Genomic DNA, 18,423 nt, shown 5'->3' with positions numbered 1-18,423 from the left:
ACAAACGCGACTACATCTTCAACGGCACCCTGGCCATCACAGCGATCGTCATCTGGCTCCGAGACATCGTCCAAGAGCCATCAGAAACGGCCTAGTCCCATTCCCACGTGATGCCGAGGACGCCCGGCCGTATCTGCTGCTCCACGAGGTGGACGGAGCCATGGGCGTTCAGTGTCAGATCGGCGAACGCCTCGCGAGGGGCGGTCGCGGAGGGGCGGGAGAAGCGGCGGCAGTGGACGGGCAGGGCGGTGCGGTCGAAGCCGACCTGGAGGACGTACTGGCCGCCACCATAGGTGAAACCGCGAACGTACTCATCGCTGGGCGCGCCGGTTCCGTCCTCGAAGCGGTACCCCAGGACGGCGGTCTCGCCGGCTCTCAGCCGCCCGTCGAAGAGCAGTTCTACGACGATCACTCCCGAAGCACCGTGACGTCGGATCCGCCCGACCCGGCAGTTGCCGAGACCTCGTACCCGTACTCGTTCCGTGTCGCAGCCAGGGTCGCCGTGATGGATGGCGACATAGCGGTCGACGCCATCGCGGTGGGCCCGTACGACGTGTCGGGAGTCGCGGGCGGTGAGCTCTCGATGGGCACCGATGTGAACGTGCTCGTAGTGGATGACGGTGTGCAGCCCGCCGTCCGCCGGTGCCGCCAGACTCGCCAGCAGCGATTCGAGCGCGGCGGCCGGTTCGAGCAGGGTGCGATACGGGCGGGCCGGGGGACGGCCGCTGGTGGCACGTGGGCCTATCAGACGGGTGAGGGCCTGCGGCGGAAGGTCCAGGACCTCTTCAAGCGCGGTGACGGCGCGAAGCGACTCGGGCCGCTCGGGCCGCCGGACCCCGCGCTGCCAGTAACTGAGGCTGGTCACACCGACACGTATGCCGCGCTGGGCGAGCCGGTGCTGCACACGATGCAGAGCCAGCCCGCGCGCGGCGAGCGCGGCCCGCAGCGCGGCGGAGAACGGGCCGGTGCGCAGGACTTCGGCGAGTTCGGCCTCGGGTGTGGGGCGGCGGGACGAGCCGGGGGCCGGACCGGCGGAGCGTGGGGTGGTGCGGCGATCGGTGCTGTGTGCTGTCACTTGGGCCTCTCCCCTCCCCCCACCCCCCTCGGATCGTTTACCTATGAACGTTCACTTCCCCGTCCTGGAACAGGGCGTGACGTGCGCTGCCACCTGCTGGTACCTGCTGTGGCGTTCACAACCGTACGGGTGGTGTTCACTTCGCCGCCAGCCCTGTGGATAACGTCATTGACCGAAACCCGACAAGAGATCGATGCTGCTGTCGCAGCGTCCGGACGCGCTCCTCCACCCCCACCCTGACTGGGAGGAACGCCATGTCCATCACCACCCGAAGTCGTAGACGGCCGGCGTCAACGGCCCTCGCGGCCGTCGCCTTCCTGGCGGCCGTCCTCGTGCCCGCGGCAACCGCTCACGCCGCCCCGCACTCCGCCTCCGACTCCGCCCCGCACGCCGCTCCTCGGGCCGCGGCTCACCCCGCCGTTCCCGCCGCCAAGCGGCTCAACATCACCATGCAGGCCCAGGAGAACAGCAACTGGTGCTGGGCGGCGAGCGGCGACACCATCGCCTCGTGGTTCGGGCGCAACTACACCCAGAACCAGTTCTGTGACGCCGCCTTCAACCGGCCCCAGGGCAGCGCCTGCGGCAACTGGCAGGCGGCGTTGGACGACGTGCAGAACGCCCTCGACTGGATGGGGATCAACCCGGGCAGGTACGTGAGCGGATACCTGCGCTACAGCACCGTGCAGACGGAGATCAGCGCCGATCGCCCGGTCGAGACGCGCATCGAGTGGAACTCCGGGGGCGGGCACATGCATGTGCTGTACGGCTACGACACCTCCACCAACCAGGTCTACTGGGGCGACCCGTGGCCCTCCAACTACCGTTACAACTGGGGGGATTACGACTACTACGTGAGCAACAACACGTTCACGTGGACCCACTCGCTCTACGGGATCGGAGCGTGACCCCGATGACCCCGATCCGCACGTCACCGGCCCAGACGTCACCAACCCCGAGGTCGTCGATGCACCGCACGCCGAACCGGCACGCGCCCGCCGGCCGTAAGCCCGTCCGCAAGAGCGTGGCGGTCATGGCGCTCGCCGTCACCGCTGCCCTCGGCGCTCTCGCCCCCGCCACCGCCCACGCGGCGACCACCGGCACCCTCCCCGCGCCCTTCACCGCCGCCGACACCGCTCAGGCACGTGATGCGGCGTCGGCCCCGGCCACCCTCCTCACCCTCTCTCGCTTCTTCGCCCGCGACGGCGCGATCGCACAGCGCGCGGCCCGGCCGCACCTCGTCGGGCCGTCGGTCACCGTCTCCTTCCTCGACCCGGGGTTCGTCGCGGGGCGCCCGGGCGCCCCCGTGGCCGACCGGCAGTTCGTCGCGAGCAAGGCGGTCTCCGCGGACGGCCAGGTCGCCTCGGTGTGGACCGCACGGACGGCGAAGGGCTGGAAGGTCGTCAACATCGCGACCGGGGGCGACGAGACCGACTACGTCAGCGAGGCGCACGGTCTCGGAACCGTCTTCGAGGAACCGCAGATCGACGCGTGGTACATGGTGCGCGACGGCCGTGTGCTGCCGCTCGACCCCGACGCACGGCGCGCCGTGGGCAACGGCGGCATGACACTCGCCGCCTACCAGCACCGGGTCCACGCGAAATACGCCGACAAGCTCCCGGGGTCCGCCTACGACCGGGCGGGCAAGGGCGGCGGCTACGGCGGTACGGCCGCGCCCCCGCGTGTGTCCCCCGCCCCCACGGCGACCGCTGGAGCAGCCGTCACCGCTGGCACCGCCACTGCGGCTGTCGCCGCCTTGCTCGGCACCTGCTTCGGCCTCCGCCTCCTGCGCCGCTCGCGCCGCGTCGGCTGAGTGGGCTTCCCGGGCCGGATCCCCGGACCCCCGCGCCCCCGTGCCTCAGGCTCATCCCCGGTCTGACGCACGGGGGTGAGCCGCCGCCGCACCCCTGCCGGCCGGCGACCGGACTTCGCGCCCATCGGCATCAGCGTCCACGCCTCGCCGCCAAGTGGTCCCGTTCCCCGGGCACTTGGGCCGCCGCACGATCCCAGCGGTCCCTCACATCCACCGCGCCCCCGCTCTCCGTACCGCGCGATGGCCCCGAGGTCGGTCGCGTTCGGTCGTATTCGGTCGCGCAAGACAGGTCTACCGCTGATGAGGTGTGCCGGGAGACAGGGTGATCCGCAGGATGGCGTGACGTGAGACCTGGCCGCCGGGCGAGGGTGTCTGTTCACATACTCGGCCGACGGGCGTGCCGGGGTGGGGGCACGCTCGGTGTCGGACGGGCTGGACGCGTACGCCGGCTGCCTGGGCGCTCGATCGGGCTTCGGCCATCGTGTCACCGATCAGCGAGGGTGCCGCGATCCGGGGACGAGCAGGGGCCTGGGATCCGATGATCACGTAGGTGCACACGGCGGCCCCCACCAGCACCGCCATCGCCTGGAGTGGCCGGCGGATGCGCAGTCGGCGCACGGGGCGATCCTTCCGGGGATCCCGGGGCGACTGTGGCTGGGTGTGCCGAAGCGTCGCAGGCGGAGCGGGCGGAGCCGGCCGAGCCGAGGTGACCGGCGTGGCACGTTCTGTGAGTACCTTCCCGATGGCGTCGCGCATCTCTTCGGCGGTCTGGTACCGGTCCGCACGGTCCTTGGCCAGCGCGCGCAGCACCAGGGTGTCGTAGGCGGCGGGCAACTGCGGGACGTGGACGGAGGGAGGCACCGGCGGTTCCGAGAGGTGCTTCATGGCCACCGCCAGCGGGCTGTCACCGGTGAACGGAGGCCGGCGGGTGAGCAGTTCGTACAACAGGCAGCCGGTCGAGTACAGGTCGGTACGGGCGTCCACCTGCTCGCCCCGGGCCTGCTCCGGCGAGAGATACTCGGCCGTGCCCACCACCACCGACGTACGGGTGAGGGTCGTACCCGCCCGATCCACCGAGCGGGCGATACCGAAATCCGTCACCTTCACGGTGCCCTCGTCGCCGAGCATGACGTTCGCCGGTTTGATGTCCCGGTGGACGATGCCGTGACGGTGGGCATGATCGAGCGCCTCCAGCACGCCGGCGGTGAGTTCCAGCGCGTACTCGGGCCCGACACTCGGTGCCTCGCGCACGAGTTGGAGCAGCGTGGCACCCTTGACGTACTCCATCACGAGGTACGGGACGAGGTGACCGTCGATCGTGTCCTCGCCCGCGTCGTACACGGCGACGACGGACGGGTGGCCCAACAGGGCCGCCGAGACGACCTCACGGCGAAAACGCGCCCAGTGTTCGGCATCGGCCGCCAGTTCCGGCCGGAGTGTCTTCACGGCGACCTGGCGGAACAGCAACACATCGTATGCCAGCCATACTTCGGCCATCCCTCCGTGCCCCAGGACCTCTTCCAGACGGTAGCGTCCGCCCAGATGACGTGAGCGATCCATGGTGTTCCCCCCTCGTTGCCGACTTCCGCCGAGGCACCGTAGGGGCGGTTCTTGTGGGATCTCTGTGATCCAGGGCCGGCCTTGTGGCACGCCCCGGCAGTGGTCGGGGGCCGCGCCCCGACACTCCGGCGGACACTGACGGACACCAACGGCCTGCACAGACCCGGCGGGCCCACACGGGCTCCGACGGCCAACGCGAAGGGCCGCCCCCTGTCGACAGGAGCGGCCCTTCGTCACGCGTGCGTCACTGTCCGCCGTACTTCCGGCTCATGCTCTCGTACACCGCCTGCGCCTCCTGGCCCAGCGGCGGGCCCGCGAGCCAGGAGTGGTCCGCCGGGCCGATCGAGGTGTTCGACACCAGCACGGTCTTGCCGTTCACCACCCGGAACCAGCCACCGCCCGACGAACCGCCGGTCATGGTGCAGCCGATGCGGTACATGTCCGGCAGCGCCGGGCCCATGGAGAGCCGGCCGGGCCGATCGAGGCACTTGAACATCTTCAGGCCGTTGTACGGCGGTGCCGCCGGGTACCCCCAGGCGCCCATCTCTGCGACCTGGTTCGCCGAGGGCGCGGAGAAGTCCACGTCGAGCGCCGCGCCGACGGTCTCCTCCAGCGACTTGCCGCTGCCGTTCTCCGGCTTCACGTGCAGGATGGAGTAGTCGTACGGGGACCCGTCGTTGCCCACCTCGGCGCCTCGCTGGATCCATTCGTTCGAGGTCGAGACCCAGTCCGCCCACCAGGTGCCGTACGGAGCGGCCTCGGCGCCGCCGGCGGTGCGCATCTGTGCCGCGGAGTCGCCGTCGTCGTTGTACGACGGCACGAAGGCGATGTTGCGGTACCAGCCGCCGTCGCGCCCGGCGTGCACACAGTGGCCGGCGGTCCACACGAGGTTGGACCTGCCGGGGTGGTTGACGTCCTTGATGACCGTGCCGGAGCAGACCATCGGGCCACGGGGCGAGTCGAAGAAGACCTTGCCGACCGGGGCGGAGTACTGGTGGTAGGGGGTCTTCTCGGGCAGAGCCTGCACGGGCTGCGGGGGCTGATCGCTCGTGCCCTGCCCGGCGGAGGCGTCCTGGGTGGAGACCGTCTTGTTGGCCTCCTGCGCCGACTGCATCCGATCCGGCTTCCACAGTCCCTTGATCACCGGGTTGACGAAGTCCTTGGCGTCCCTGAGCCACTTGGACTTGTCCCAGTTCTTCCAGCCGCCGTTCTCCCACTGGGAGACGTCGATCCCGTGCTCCTTCAGCTTGTTCGCGAGGCCGGCCGGAACCTGGACCGTGCCGTCGGCGCCGCCGGCCGACTGGGAAGCGGTGGCACCTGCGGCGCCGTTCGCCGTATGCGAACCGGAGCCGCCGCAGGCGGTCGCGGTGAGCGCGAGGGCCGCGGCGAGCCCGGTGGTGGCGAGAACGGTGCGCTGCCGTCCGCGTCGACGCGCGAAGGGCACAGATATGGAACGCATGGTGCGGTATCCCCCGTTGGAACGTGTACTTGCTCGGCCGTGTCCACGCACGCCGATACTGAGCGCGATCACGCGCGCTGCGCGCACGAGAGGAAGGACCCATGGTTTTGGAGGCCTCTCACGTGCGACACCCCACTATGCCTGGGGAGTCGCGGGCGAACGGAGGAGAGGCGGTGAAAGTTCCCGTCAGACGCACCGGGGTCTTCATCGCTGGGGCGTCGAACGCGCCATCGCCCGGCTCATCGGACGCCGGCGCCGTCATCGCCGCTACGAGCGCAGGCCCGAGCACGTCGCATCGGCGGCTTGTCCGCGCGTCCGAAGACCCGAACCGTCCCGTCCTGCCGCAGACTTGCGTGGTCACCGAGTAGGCGGCGCGTCGGGATTGCGACTCGACCGGTACCCCCCTGCGGCGGCGCACACGGCATACCACTTCTCCTCCCCGCCGGGAAGGCCATCAACACGATTCCTGCACATTTCGGCCACGCAGCGCCCCACTTCGCTAGGCTGGCCAACAGGCTGGGGAGCGAGGGGAATAGCGTGCCGGAGCAGGAGCGCAGCAAGAGGCGAGTGGGTTCGGCAGGCCCCAGCCGGGCGGGAACGCCCCTGTACGAGCGTGACGATGAAGTGGCCGCCGCACAGGCGGCAGTTGAAGGGCTGTGCACCCGCTCGGCGGACGGCGGTGGTTCAGGTGGCGGGCTACTGTTCTTGAGCGGTGCCGCAGGGCTGGGCAAGACGACTTTGCTGGCGGAGATCCGAGGCATGGCCGCCGCCCACGGGTGCACGGTCCTGTCCGCGCGCGGCAGCGAGCAGGAGCTTACGGTTCCCTTCCACGTCGTCCGGCAGTTGTTGCAGCCTGTCCTGGCGTCCTGCCCCGAGGCCGAGCGTCGCGAGATCTTCGGGGGCTGGTACGAGATCGCGGGGCCGGCCGTCGGCCTCTTCGCGCAGCAGGCCGGTAGCGCCGTGCCGGATCCACAGGGCGTCCGGGACGGGCTGGACTGGGTGCTCACCCAACTCGCCGTGCGCAGGGCGCCGATCGTCATGGTCGTCGACGATGCCCACTGGGGTGATGCGGAGTCCCTCACCTGGCTGGCCACGTTCGCCGTGCGAGTGCAGGAACTTCCCGTCCTGATCGTCCTGGGGTACCGCCCGGACGAACTGCCCGCCGAGGCCGAGGCGTTCCGTGAACTGGTCGGCGGCCGCGGCTCGCATCCGATCACCGTGCGGGCTCTCAGCCCGGAGTCGGTCGCGAAACTGGTGCGCGGCGCACTCGGGCCGGAGGCGGACGATCCGTTCTGCCGCGAGTGCTGGGCCGTCACCGGCGGTAACCCCTACGAGACCGTCGAACTCGTCGCCAAGGTCCAGGACCGAGGCCTCACCCCCTCCGAGGAGTCGGCCCCTCTGCTGCGAGTCCTTGGTGCGTCCTCCCGCGGCACCGGACTGGTCAAGCGACTGGAGAAGCTCGGCAACCGGGCCGTACGGCTTGCCTGGGCGGCGGCGGTACTCGGTACCGAGATCTCCCCCGAACTGGTGGCTTCGGTGGCCGGGCTGCCACCGGCCGAGGCGCAGGACGCCACGGACACGCTGCGCGTCGCTCGTATCCTGACCGGCACCAGGACGCTCGAGTTCGTCCACCCCCTCATCGCCACTGCCGTGTACCGGGCCATCCCTTCGGCGATGCGCACCGCCATACACGGGCAGGCCGCCTGTGCGGTGATCGACGCGGGCTTGAACATCACCGTCGCCGCCCGGCACCTGCTGGAGACCCATCCGGGCAACGACCCACAGACCGTCGAGCAACTGCGCGCGGCCGCGCGGGAGAACCTTCGCCAAGGCGCCCCGGACGCCGCTCATCGCTGCCTGGAGCGTGCGCTGCGCGAACCGCCCCCGGCCGAGGAGCGCGCGGCGGTGCTCTACGAGCTCGGCTGCTCTGCTCTGCTCACGTCCCCGGCGACCACGGTCAACCACCTCTCTGCGGCCTTGGAGCTTCCCGACCTCGACCCCGCGCTCAGAGAGGACGCCACGTTCCGATTGGCCCAGGCCCTCGCCCACAACGACCAGCTCGGCGAGGCAGCCGCCGTGGTGGGGGCCGAGGCCGCCCACACACGGTCGTACGGGGCGCGGCTGCGCCTGCAGGCCGCGCACCACCTGTGGCGGGTCTTCGACGCACAGGAGGTACAGGCGCCTGTCCGTTCCCGTCGACTCGCGCGGCTCGCCGAGCATCTGTCCGGGCAGAACGTCGGAGAGAAGGCCTTGTTGTGCCTGCGTACCTGGGACGCCACGCTGCGCGGTGAGCCGGCCGAGCGCGCGCTGGCCGTCGCCACACGCGCCGTGGGGCTCAGCTACACCGACCCCGACTGGGGCTTCGAACTGCCCAGCATCACCGCGCTCGGATACATGTACGCCGACCAGTGCGACCGTGCGGAGGAGCTGTTCAGCTCCGCCATCGCCGAGTGTCAGCAGGTCGGATGGAGCGGAGCTCACCTCTCCTTCGGCTTCAACCTCCTCGGCCTGGTCCACTTTCGGCGCGGAATGCTCGCCGAGGCCGAGCGCTGCGCGCGTGAGGCGGTCCGACTGGCCGACCGCGTCGGACCCAGGTTGCCCGCCAAGTGGTACGCGGTCGGTCTGCTGCTCGACGTCCTGCTGGCCCGCGGCCACGGCGAGGAAGCGCTGAGCGTCGCCGAGATGCACGACTTCGCACCCCCTTACCCCAACGCGGTGGTCTTCCCGGACCCCCAGGCGCTGTACGGGCGCCTGCTGCTCGCCCGTGGCCTTCGTGAGGAAGCCATCGCCCAACTCACCGCCGCTGGGGAACGGCTGGAGGCCAAAGGCATACTCAATCCGACCTGGTGTCCCTGGGCGGGACACCTCGCCCTCGCCCTCGCCCCGGACGACCCCGCGAGCGCCCGCGCTCTCGCAGCGCAGACACTGCGCCGAGCGGAGCGTTACGGCACGCCCACCGCCAAAGGTGAGGCTTTGCGCTTCAGCGCTGCGGTGTCCGAGGACGGGGACGCCCTCGCGCTGCTGGGGCGCGCGGTGGAGACGCTCGGCACGTCCCCGAACCAGTACCTGTACGCCGAGGCACTGGTTGACTTCGCCATCGGCCTCAGACGCTGCGGCCGTGCCCAGCGGTCGGCGGAACTCCTCTTCGAGGGTGCTGATGTGGCGGATCGGTGCGGCGCAGAAGGCCTCGCGGCGCGGGCGCGCGCGGAGATGGCCACAGCAGGCTTACCACCGAGTGAACCGCGCCCCACTGCGCAGTGGGGAGAGCGGGCAGCAGAGCCGGACCGTGTGGACACCGGGGAACTACGTCACTGACGCCGCCCGGCACACGTAAGGCACCCGGGTCGCGACAGGGTGACATCCCGGGCGAGCGGGATCTCCGGGGCTGTCTTTTCCTGCCGCCACGAAGTGAGGAGGCCGCTGGTGCCGGGATAGGCGGGGCGGGGCTGAGTCGACGGTCGGGGTCCGTGCAGGTGTCCAAGGCGACGCACAGGTGCCGTGCGTGCGTGTTGACTCGGCGGTCGGTGCACTCAGGCAACAGCGAGCCTGGCTGGTGAGCGAGCTGCGCTGCCGGACGTTCCCTGTGCAACTCGCGTCTCGACCTCGCTCCCGGCGCCCGACCGCAGTCCAGCAGGGCCCGTGTGCCGACGCCCTCATGGCCGCGGGAGAAAGGGACGGCGATCGTGGCGTTGGTGTCGACGGAGGATCATCCGGCGTAGAAGCCGATCGGGACGTCGTCGCCACCGGTGACCGGGCACCGCGGCCGTACTCCCCAGCGGTGCAGCGCGTGCGCCGTACGCGCCCGGTCGCGGTGCCGGGCGGTGGCCCGGTCGACCGTACGCTCCAGTGATGTTCCGGCGGTCTGGGCAAGGAGGGTCTGACGCAGGTTGTGTTCGAGGCCGCCGTAGACGCTCACGGCGCTGCGGCCCGCGGAGCCGGCGGCAGCGCACTCCAGGTGTTCGCGGGCCTGAGCGTCGAGAGAGAGCTTGTGCATGGGATCCAGCCTTCAGCGAACGGCGTCCTGCCGCGCGCTGGGCAGGAGTAAGTCAGTAGGCCACGCCAAAAAGCGGGGCGACCCCGAGCGAGAGGCGAAGGAGCCTCCCACCGACCGGCACGGCCGTCGCTGTGCCACCGGTGAACACCCAGTGGCGCGGGCTGAGTTCCGTCGGCTCTCCGGGCATTGGCAGGAGCCGGGGCCGGTGCCGTCACGGCCACCCCAACCCAGCGACAAGGCGTGCCCCGAGCAGACCAGCGACGGCGGATATTCGCGGAGCTTACGCGGCAGCGCGTCGGCTCCCTTCACCGGCCGAGCCCACCATGATCGACCGGACAAGCTCTGGCAATTTAGGACAGCAGTTGACCGCAATGGCTCCTACTGTGGGCCTTGACCGACGGAACAGGAACACCGGAAGGCGGAGACCATGACCTCCAACGAGCTGACCACCCGCGACCTGGCTGGGGAGCCGGCCGTCACCGGTGAGCGCGCCGAATTGCTGGAGATGCTGGCCAAACACCGGCACTACCTGCGCTTCACCACCCGTGACCTCACCGATGAGCAGGCCGGGCTGCGGACCACCGCCAGCGAGCTCTGCCTGGGCGGCTTGATCAAGCACGTCGCGGCGGTCGAGCGGAACTGGGGGGAGTTCATCCTCAACGGCCCTTCGGCGCTGGGAGACTTCACGGCCATGACCGAGGCCGACTGGGCCCGGCGGGCCGACGAGTTCCGGCTGCTGCCCGGTGAGACGCTGGCTGGTGTGCTGGCCGACTACGCCGAAGTGGCCCGCCGGACAGACGACCTGGTCGCCACTCTGCCCGATCTGGAGACCGCGCAGCCGTTGCCGAAAGCCCCGTGGTTCGAGCCCGGCGCGCAGTGGTCGGCCCGCCGGGTGCTGATGCACATCATCGCCGAGACCGCTCAGCACGCCGGCCACGCCGACATCATCCGCGAGTCCCTGGACGGCGCCAAGAGCATGGGCTGACGGCGCGGTGAAGGGCTGCCAGGCGGGCCGTCGGCGGCGCCACGGCCGGATCACGACGGCGGACCGGCTGCCTGTGACAACACCTCCCCTGCTTCCACCCGACCTGTCCCCCAAATCCCTCACCGCACGCACGGCGTAGCTCTGCCCACACCGTGAACCGGCGTCACGGGACAGGGCGCGGACGGGAGTGGCCCTCACGCCGGGCACGGCGCAGCGGCGGGCTCCGAACAGGACCCGCCGCTGCCCACCGATACGGCACGCCGAGCTGGTGCGGCCCGCGGACGGCACGCTCGCCCCACGCCGTACAACCTGAAGCCGCCTCAGACGGTCGAGGCGTCGATCACGAAGCGGTAGCGGACATCGTTCTCCACCACCCTGTTAAAGGCCTCGCTGATCTCCGCTGCGCCGACCAACACGATGCCTGAGTCGAGCGCGTGGGCCGCGCAGAAGTCGAGCATCTCCCGGGCCTCCCGGCTGCCGCCCATCATGGAACCGACCAACCGCCGAGCCTCGGCATGGTCAGGTAGGACCCCAGCGGCAGGTCGGCCGAGACAGTGCTCACGACCAGATCGAACGTGCCCCCGGCGGCTGGAAGACGCTCTCGTCGTCGGTGGAGTGGAAGTGGTCCGCGCCGAGCCGCTCGGCGTCCTCCCGCTTGTTCTCGCTGTGGCTGAAACCAGTGACGTCGGCACCCAGAGTGGCGTCGTCGAGCCGGGCGAGGAGTTCGTCGGGTTCGAGGTCCAGTGCGGCGAGCGAGGCCATGGCGGTCCGCAGCTGCCCCATGGTGACGGCGGTGTGGATGCCGTGGCCGGCGACTTCCCCGACCACCAGGGCCGTTCGGGCGCCGGGCAGGGCGCAGGCGTTGGACCAGCCGCCCGCCCCCCGGTCGTCGGCCACGTACAGGCCGGCGGTCTCGATCGCGGTCTGCGAGGGAGGTGCCGGGGGCAGCAGATGGCGCTGCAGTGCCGCGGCGATGGTGTGCTCGCGGGTGTAGCGGCGGGCGTTGTCGATGCCCAGGGCGGTGTGCGTGGCCAGTTCCAGGGTGAGGGCGAGTTCTTTCTCGTCGAAACCGTCGGATCGCTGGTCGCGATAGAGACTCACCAATCCGAGTACCTTTCCGCGCAGTGTCAGGGGCGCGACGAGCAGGGCACGTGCGCCGGATGCGCGAATCGCTTCGGCCCGCGCCGGATCGGCCGCCAGCCAGGGCGTGTCGGGGCCCAGGGCGATCCTGCGGGGCTTGAGGTCGGCCAGGGCTTGGGCATAAGGGGTCGGGAACGGCAGAGCGCGGACGTCTCCCACCGGATGCGCCCGGGCCTGCTGATCACCGCCGCTGTTCCCGAAGGCGGCCCGGCGTAGCGGCACATCCCGTCCCAGAGGGCTCAGTGGTGGTTCCTCTCCCCGCACCACAGGCTCCACCACTTCCACCACGGCGATGTCGGCGAACCCAGGAACCAGCGCGTCGACCAGTGCCTGGCAGGTGGCCACCACATCCAGGGTTTGTCCCACCCGCTCCCGGACGGCATACAGGGCCTGGACCGCACGGTGTGCCTTCTCCTGACCGGTCACGTCGTGTGCCACGACCACCGCCCCCGGTGCATCGTGCAGGGGCAGCACCGAGACGGTGTGCGTGTGCTGGGGCACGCTCCTCGGTTCGGCCCGCATCACGTGGTCGGCACGTCTCGTGCGCGAGCGCAGGGCGCTGCCACGCGGCGATCCCCTGCGCACGCAGCCCCTCAGCGCGACCTGCCTGTGTGTGCTCTACGACCCGTTCACTCACACGTGCGCCATCGCCTCCGCCGGACACCCGCCGCCCGTCATCGTCGGCCCCGGTCCCAGCACTCAAGTGGTGGAGCCGGCCACCGGTGGTGCCCTCGGTGTCGGAGAAGGGCCCCCGTACGCCACCACCACCGTCGCCCTGGCCGACGGAGACGTCCTCGCCCTCTACACGACCTCGCTCCTGTCCGCCGAACGGGGCGAGGACGGCACAAGCGACCCGCAGTCGCTCCGGCGCATGCTCGCCGACACCGATCGGCCCCTCCAGGACCTGTGCGACGACGTCCTGTACCGGCTGCGCGCCGACGCCCTGCCCGGCGACGCCATTCTGCTTCTCGCCCGCGCCCATCCCTTCCCCGCCGACCGCGTAGCCACCTGGGCGCTGGACGAAGAGCCCACCGCCCCGGCCCTCGCGCGGCGGCACGCCCGGCAGCAGCTCGCGGCCTGGAGCCTGGACGAGGACACCGCCTACGACACGCAGGAAATCGTCAGCGAGCTGGTCACCAACGCCCTGCGGTACGGCGCCCCACCCGTACGGCTGCGTCTCATCCACGACCGCACCCTCACCTGCGAGGTCCAGGACCGCGGCACCTCTGCCCCGCGGCTGCGCCACGCACGGTCGGTCGACGAGGGCGGCCGCGGCCTGTTCATCTGCGCCCAGCTCGCACACAACTGGGGCGTCCGCTACACCAACGACGCGAAGACGGTCTGGACCGAGCAATGCCTCCCCCCACAGCGCCCATAGGCCGCTGCGGCGACGAGTCGTGTGCTGGGCGGCCGGCCGCGATCAGCGAAGGAGGACGCCGAAGACCATGCGGAAGAAGGCGTCGAAGGGAGCGGAGGTCTTGTCGGCCCGGGCCGCGATCAGCGTGCCCTCCCAGGCGCTGAGGATGAACAACGCGGCCTCCTCGACGTCGAGAGCGGCGTCCAGCTCACCTGCTTCCTGGGCTTCGGTGAGCACCCGCCGGATGTGCGCGGCCCACCGCTGGAAGCCGCCCTGGACGGCGGAGCGGATCTCCGCGGAGTGGTCCGCCACCTCGGCGCCCAGGTTGCCCACCAGGCATCCGCGGGCGAAGCCGCCGGCGACCGTGTCCGCGCCCAGGAACTCGAAGTGCGCCCGAAGCCGCTGAAGCGCAGGATGTCCGGGCGTGTCGAGCAGGTCGAACCTCAACCCGGCGGCGTAGCGGCTCAGCGCCTCAAGAGCGCTCTCCTCCTTGCTGGCGAAGTGGTTGTAGAACGAGCCCTTGGGAGCACCGGCAGCCGACGTGATGTCGCTGATGCCGGTGGCGTTGAAGCCCCGCGTGCGGAACTGCTCCAGGGCTGCCTGCGCGATCTCCTCGCGCTTGGACGCGCGTGCCATCCTCACCACCACCTCGGGTTCAATATGTCCGGTCGCCTTATCGCAGGTCAAACCCAGGCCGCGGGAGTGACTCCCGCCCACGACGACATCGTGGCCCGGCTATGCCCTCGGACCTGCTTGACTAATATTAAAGCGACCGGTCATATTGAAGCGACCGGTCATATTGGATGCCGGTCCCCGCCCCCAGCCTCGGCCCTCCCTGTGTCGGCAGAGGCAGTACCGAGGAGAAACGTCATGTCCGCCTACCGAGCATTCGAGGCCACCGGGGTCCACCAGCTCCGGCTCGTCGAGCGAGAGCTGGTCGACCCGGAGCCCGGACACGTCCGGCTCCGGGTGGAGGCATGCGGTGTCTGCCACTCCGACGTACTGGCCGTGGAAGGACTGCGCCCCGACCCCTCACGCCCCATCGTCCCCGGCCACGAGATCGTCGGCGTGATCGATGCCGTGGGCGCGGGCGTCACGGCCTGGAGGCCCGGCGACCGCGTCGGCGTGGGCTTCCTGAACGGGCACTGCTGGGAGTGCGAACCCTGCCGCCGCGGCGACTTCGTCAACTGCCGCAACCAGGAACAGACCGGCACGACCGTCGACGGCGGATACGCAGAGGTGACGTACGCCCGCGCGAGCGGACTGGTCCGCATCCCCGACGGCATGCCCGCCGTCGAGGCGGCCCCGCTGCTGTGCGCCGGACTGACCACCCTCACCGCGCTCCAGCAAGCCCCCACCCCCGCGGGCGCGCTGGTAGCCGTGCAGGGGATCGGCGGACTGGGTCACCTGGCCCTGCAGTACGCCCGCAGCCTCGGACACCGGGTCGCCGCCGTCGCCCGCGGCCAGGAGAAGGAGAAGCTCGCCAGGCAGCTGGGTGCCCACGAGTACATCGACAGCACCGGCACCGACCCCGCCACGGTACTGGCCGACCTGGGCGGCGCGTCGGTCATCGTCGCCACGGCATCCAGCGGTTCGTCCATGAACCCCCTGGTCCGCGGGCTGGCCCCGGGCGGCACGCTGGTGGTCGTCGGTGCCGCCCCCGATCCGCTGACGGTCGCCACAGCCGACCTGATCTTCGGCACCCGCCGCATCGCCGGCAGCCTGACCGGGTCGTCGATCCAGAACGAGGACAACCTCGCCTTCAGCCTCGCCCACGGCATCCGCCCCGCCACCGAGACCATGCCCTTCACTCGGGCCATGGACGCCTACGAGCGGATGCTCGCGGGCAAGGCCCGCTTCCGCGTCGTCCTGAACATGGATGCCTGACCACGCCACGACCCGCGCCGCCGGGCCGGCGAGTCCCGGCCCGCGCCCTGGCAATCCCCTTGAGGTTCCCCCATGACCGACATGCTCGACACGACAGAGCACACCAGCACGGCCCCGCGCGGCAGCGGGCCCGCGCGTCCAGCCGCCGACATCGTCTCCGACGCCTACGGTCCCCACGCCACCCGTGCCGCACGGATCAGGCTGCTGTCCGTCTCCCTCGGCACCGCCGGCCTCGGCGGAGCCTGGCAGGCGGCCGTAATCACGTTTCCGCCCGCTCTACAGGTCAGCGACGCGCTGTTCACCGTCAGCGGTCTCATCTGGCTGGTGCTGCTGGCCGAGTACCTGCGCCATGGCGGGACCCGGTGGCGCAACCTGCGCCACGACCTGCGTCATCCCGGCGACGGCTTCGCCCTTGCGTACGTCCCCATCATCGGCATGCTGATCGCGGGACACTTCTCCCGTTTCGGGCCCACGGGGGCACGCTGGGTCTACGCGATATTCCTCACCGTGGCCGCCCTGCTCGCCGCACGCCTTCTGGCCCACTGGCTCACGGGCGCCCTGAGCACCACCGCACTGCACCCGGGCTATCTGCTGCCCCTCTCCTCCGCACCCTTCGTGGCGAGCGCCGTCGCCTCCACGCTCAGGCTGCCCGGTGTCGCCGACGCCGCCTTCGCGGTGGGACTGCTGTACTGGCTCGCCTTCGGCACCGTCATCCTCGGCAGCCTCGTCACCGGTGGCCCCCTGCCCGGGCCCGCCCGCCCCGCCCTCACCGTCCTCACGATCCCCCCGGCGACGGGCGGAATCGCCTGGACCGCCGCTCACAAGGGCGCCTTCGACGCCGTCGGCTACGGCTTCGCCGGAACCCTGCTCTTCACCGTCCTCCTCGTCGCCTTCCTTCTCCCCGAGATGCACCAGCCCGCGTTCCATCCGGGCCTGTGGATCTTCAGCTTCCCGGTGGCGGCATCCACCAACTTCACCATCCGCTGGATCCACGCGTCCGCACTCCCCGGAGGGCCGGCCCTCACCGGCATCCTCCTTACCGGTGCGACCTCGGCGCTGGCCCTGCTGGCCGCAGCCACCCTGCGTCACCGGGCCCGGCGAACACTTCTCAGCTGACCCCCCGCTCCGGCGGCGGAGAGACGCATGCCGGAGGCATCACCGCGTTCCTCCAGCGCCCACCGGCCCGGTCCACCGGACGGTGACAGCCCGCGGCCCCGGTCTGCGGCCCAGCAGAACCCAACCCCACCCGACCCATGTGCCCTGCCCCACCGAAACGTCCCAAGGAGCCCTCATGCCCACGCTCGACCGCCACGACGCCGTCTTCGTTCTCGACCTCGGTGACGGGGAGAACCGCTTCCACCCCGACTGGATCGCCTCGGTCGACGCAGCTCTCGACGAGGTGGAGAAGTCGGAAGGTCCCCGCGCCCTGGTGACCGCTGCGACCGGGAAGTTCTACTCCAACGGTCTGGATCTCGAGTGGCTCGCCGCACACAGCGACGAGCGCGTGGACTACGTCAAGTCCGTCCACGGTCTGTTCGCAAGGTTCCTGTCCCTCCCGCTGATCAGCGTTGCCGCACTGCAGGGACACACGTTCGCCGCCGGAGCGATGCTCTCCCTGACCCACGACTTCCGCCTCATGCGCGCCGACCGCGGCTTCTGGTGCCTGCCCGAGGCAGAGATCAACATCCCCTTCACTCCGGGCATGTCCGCCCTCGTCCAGTCCCGGCTGACCCCGCAGACGGCCCAGCACGCCATGGTCTCCGCCCGTCGTTTCGGCGCCCAGGAAGCGGCCACCGCCGGAATCGTCGATCAGGCCGTGGACGAGAGCGCCCTGCGCACCGCGGCCCTCGAACTCGCCCAGGCTCACGCGAGCAAGGCCGGAGACAGCCTCGGAACCATCAAGACGCGCATGTACACCCCCGTCCTCACCATGCTCCGCGACACGACCGACCCGCTGGGCTGAGGCCGTACCAGGGGCAATCGCCGGCCCGGGCGGGCACGAAGACCGCCAAGCCACCTCCCGGCCGGTGATCGCCACCGTGCGGATGCGCGGCGGCAAGACAAAAAGCTCCCGCGGCGCCCCGTGTTTCGTCAGCGAGGCACTGGCCACCGCCCGTGAGGCCGACCGGCAGAACTGCTTCCAGTGCGGTGAGCTTCTGGACGGCGTCTGCCTTGGCCTGCACGCCGGGCTGGGAGAGGTCGAACATCTTCGCCCCGACCCCTGCGTTGCGGTGCCCCCTGGTGGGATCGGTGCGGCCGGAGAGCCAGCCGGAGTTGAGCGGGCCGAAGGTGAGCACTCCCATGCCGTACCGCTGGGCGGTGGGCAGCACGCGGCTCTCGATGCCGCGGCTGAGGACGGAGTACGGGGACTGCTCGGTGCGCAAGCGGTGGTGGCCGCGGCGCTGGGCCGTCCACTGGGCCTCCACGGTTTCCTCGGGCGCGAGGAAGGAGCCGCCGAGGGCCCGGACCTTCCCCGCACGGACCAGGTCCGGCAGGGCGGCGAGGGTTTCGTCGATGTCGGTGTCGGGGTCCGGGCGGTGCATCTGGTAGAGGTCGGTGTCCAGTCGGCGCAGGCTGTCCTCGACAGCGCGCCGGATCCAGCGGGCCGAGCCGCCGCGCCGGTTGGCGTCATCTCCCATGGGCAGCCCGAACTTGGTGACCGGCACGATCTCTTCGCGGCGGCCCTTGAGCGCCTTCCCCACGATCACCTCCGACTCCCCGCCGGAGTAGACATCCGCGGTGTCGAGCGCCGAGGTCTTGTCCGGTTCCCCACCGGCGTATGAGGAAGGCTGCTGAAGCCGGCAGTCAGTCGCGGGGGCGGAGGCTGGCTTCTTCGAGGTCGAGTTCGTACTGGATCCGGCGCCGGGTGTCGTGGCTGATCTTGTTCGCTTCGTAGAGGCGCTGGAGTTCGGCCGCCTCGATGGCGATGAGTGTCCGGCGTATCTCGCGGTAGGCGTCGGCGGGGCGGGCGTCCGGGTCGCTGTAGTGGGCGTCTTCGACCTGGTGGATGCGGGCTTCCAGATGACGACGGGCCTGTTTGAGTGCGCCCTGTGCGGCGGTGCCCAGGTCGGCGAGCTGTTCCGGATCGCCCAGCAGTTTGAGCTCGTCGAGAGCGGCGCGGGCGATGTGCCGGCGGGTCCGGGCCTCCTCGCGGGC

The 18,423-nt window shown here is 70.7% G+C and carries 15 protein-coding genes and 3 pseudogenes; 9 read left to right on the top strand and 9 right to left on the bottom strand.

Annotation, left to right across the window (positions count from 1 at the left end):
- Positions 1-91: 91 nt before the first annotated feature.
- Positions 92-973 (bottom strand): hypothetical protein, encoded by an 882-nt coding sequence (locus ACZ4MF_RS46670; protein WP_467500240.1) that lies wholly within the window; start codon positions 971-973, stop codon positions 92-94.
- A 356-nt stretch (positions 974-1,329) separates the two neighbouring features.
- Here ACZ4MF_RS46670 and ACZ4MF_RS46665 point away from each other — a divergent pair, with 356 nt between their 5' ends.
- Both ACZ4MF_RS46665 and ACZ4MF_RS46660 read left to right on the top strand, forming a co-directional pair.
- Positions 1,330-1,980 (top strand): papain-like cysteine protease family protein, encoded by a 651-nt coding sequence (locus tag ACZ4MF_RS46665; protein ID WP_467500238.1) that lies wholly within the window; start codon positions 1,330-1,332, stop codon positions 1,978-1,980.
- A gap of 59 nt (positions 1,981-2,039) precedes the next feature.
- Positions 2,040-2,885, top strand: a complete 846-nt coding sequence (locus ACZ4MF_RS46660; protein ID WP_467500236.1) for a hypothetical protein — start codon at positions 2,040-2,042, stop codon at positions 2,883-2,885.
- Between the two features lie 291 nt (positions 2,886-3,176).
- On the opposite strand, the gene ACZ4MF_RS46655 is transcribed toward ACZ4MF_RS46660, so the two are convergent.
- Together ACZ4MF_RS46655 and ACZ4MF_RS46650 are read right to left on the bottom strand one after the other, a co-directional pair.
- A complete protein-coding gene (locus tag ACZ4MF_RS46655) occupies positions 3,177-4,445 on the bottom strand; it encodes a protein kinase domain-containing protein (RefSeq protein ID WP_467500234.1) in 1,269 nt (422 codons plus the stop codon).
- Positions 4,446-4,689: 244 nt separating this feature from the next.
- Complete coding sequence (locus tag ACZ4MF_RS46650) at positions 4,690-5,904, bottom strand: trypsin-like serine peptidase (protein WP_467500232.1); 1,215 nt, start codon at positions 5,902-5,904, stop codon at positions 4,690-4,692.
- Positions 5,905-6,067: 163 nt separating this feature from the next.
- Between ACZ4MF_RS46650 and ACZ4MF_RS46645 the strand changes: the two are divergent.
- Together ACZ4MF_RS46645 and ACZ4MF_RS46640 are read left to right on the top strand one after the other, a co-directional pair.
- Positions 6,068-6,193: pseudogene (locus tag ACZ4MF_RS46645) on the top strand (IS5/IS1182 family transposase); the annotation flags it as partial.
- Between the two features lie 248 nt (positions 6,194-6,441).
- Positions 6,442-9,219 carry an ATP-binding protein gene (locus ACZ4MF_RS46640; protein WP_467500230.1) on the top strand — a complete coding sequence of 926 codons (2,778 nt, stop codon included), beginning with the start codon at positions 6,442-6,444 and terminating at the stop codon, positions 9,217-9,219.
- Positions 9,220-9,610: 391 nt separating this feature from the next.
- Here the strand turns inward: ACZ4MF_RS46640 and ACZ4MF_RS46635 are convergent, their stop codons facing one another.
- On the bottom strand, positions 9,611-9,898 hold the full coding sequence (locus tag ACZ4MF_RS46635) for a hypothetical protein (protein WP_467500228.1): 288 nt from the start codon (positions 9,896-9,898) through the stop codon (positions 9,611-9,613).
- A gap of 427 nt (positions 9,899-10,325) precedes the next feature.
- Between ACZ4MF_RS46635 and ACZ4MF_RS46630 the strand changes: the two genes are divergently transcribed.
- Complete coding sequence (locus ACZ4MF_RS46630; RefSeq protein WP_376295554.1) at positions 10,326-10,883, top strand: DinB family protein; 558 nt, start codon at positions 10,326-10,328, stop codon at positions 10,881-10,883.
- Positions 10,884-11,203: 320 nt separating this feature from the next.
- On the opposite strand, the gene ACZ4MF_RS46625 is transcribed toward ACZ4MF_RS46630, so the two are convergent.
- Entirely contained in the window at positions 11,204-11,383 is a 180-nt protein-coding gene (locus tag ACZ4MF_RS46625; protein ID WP_467500226.1) for a hypothetical protein, read from the bottom strand.
- Positions 11,384-11,441: 58 nt separating this feature from the next.
- On the bottom strand, positions 11,442-12,524 hold the full coding sequence (locus ACZ4MF_RS46620) for a PP2C family protein-serine/threonine phosphatase (RefSeq protein ID WP_467500224.1): 1,083 nt from the start codon (positions 12,522-12,524) through the stop codon (positions 11,442-11,444).
- Between the two features lie 40 nt (positions 12,525-12,564).
- Here ACZ4MF_RS46620 and ACZ4MF_RS46615 point away from each other — a divergent pair, with 40 nt between their 5' ends.
- A complete protein-coding gene (locus ACZ4MF_RS46615; protein ID WP_467500222.1) occupies positions 12,565-13,401 on the top strand; it encodes a SpoIIE family protein phosphatase in 837 nt (278 codons plus the stop codon).
- A 42-nt stretch (positions 13,402-13,443) separates the two neighbouring features.
- Here ACZ4MF_RS46615 and ACZ4MF_RS46610 read toward each other — a convergent pair whose 3' ends face one another.
- Positions 13,444-14,016, bottom strand: a complete 573-nt coding sequence (locus ACZ4MF_RS46610; protein WP_467500220.1) for a TetR/AcrR family transcriptional regulator — start codon at positions 14,014-14,016, stop codon at positions 13,444-13,446.
- A 234-nt stretch (positions 14,017-14,250) separates the two neighbouring features.
- Between ACZ4MF_RS46610 and ACZ4MF_RS46605 the strand changes: the two genes are divergently transcribed.
- From ACZ4MF_RS46605 to ACZ4MF_RS46595, 3 genes are all read left to right on the top strand, one after another.
- Positions 14,251-15,267 (top strand): alcohol dehydrogenase catalytic domain-containing protein, encoded by a 1,017-nt coding sequence (locus ACZ4MF_RS46605; RefSeq protein ID WP_467500218.1) that lies wholly within the window; start codon positions 14,251-14,253, stop codon positions 15,265-15,267.
- Between the two features lie 72 nt (positions 15,268-15,339).
- Complete coding sequence (locus ACZ4MF_RS46600; protein WP_467500217.1) at positions 15,340-16,383, top strand: SLAC1 family transporter; 1,044 nt, start codon at positions 15,340-15,342, stop codon at positions 16,381-16,383.
- Between the two features lie 175 nt (positions 16,384-16,558).
- A complete protein-coding gene (locus tag ACZ4MF_RS46595) occupies positions 16,559-17,230 on the top strand; it encodes an enoyl-CoA hydratase-related protein (RefSeq protein ID WP_467500216.1) in 672 nt (223 codons plus the stop codon).
- On the opposite strand, the pseudogene ACZ4MF_RS46590 reads toward ACZ4MF_RS46595, so the two are convergent.
- Positions 17,193-18,005 (bottom strand): annotated as a pseudogene (locus ACZ4MF_RS46590) (aldo/keto reductase); the annotation flags it as partial. The gene ACZ4MF_RS46595 and the pseudogene ACZ4MF_RS46590 sit on opposite strands and share 38 nt — an antisense overlap.
- A gap of 67 nt (positions 18,006-18,072) precedes the next feature.
- Positions 18,073-18,423 (bottom strand): annotated as a pseudogene (locus ACZ4MF_RS46585) (Na+/H+ antiporter); the annotation flags it as partial.

The organism is Streptomyces sp. NPDC025793, from assembly GCF_055558375.1.
This window is presented reverse-complemented; position numbering and strand designations above follow the sequence as displayed.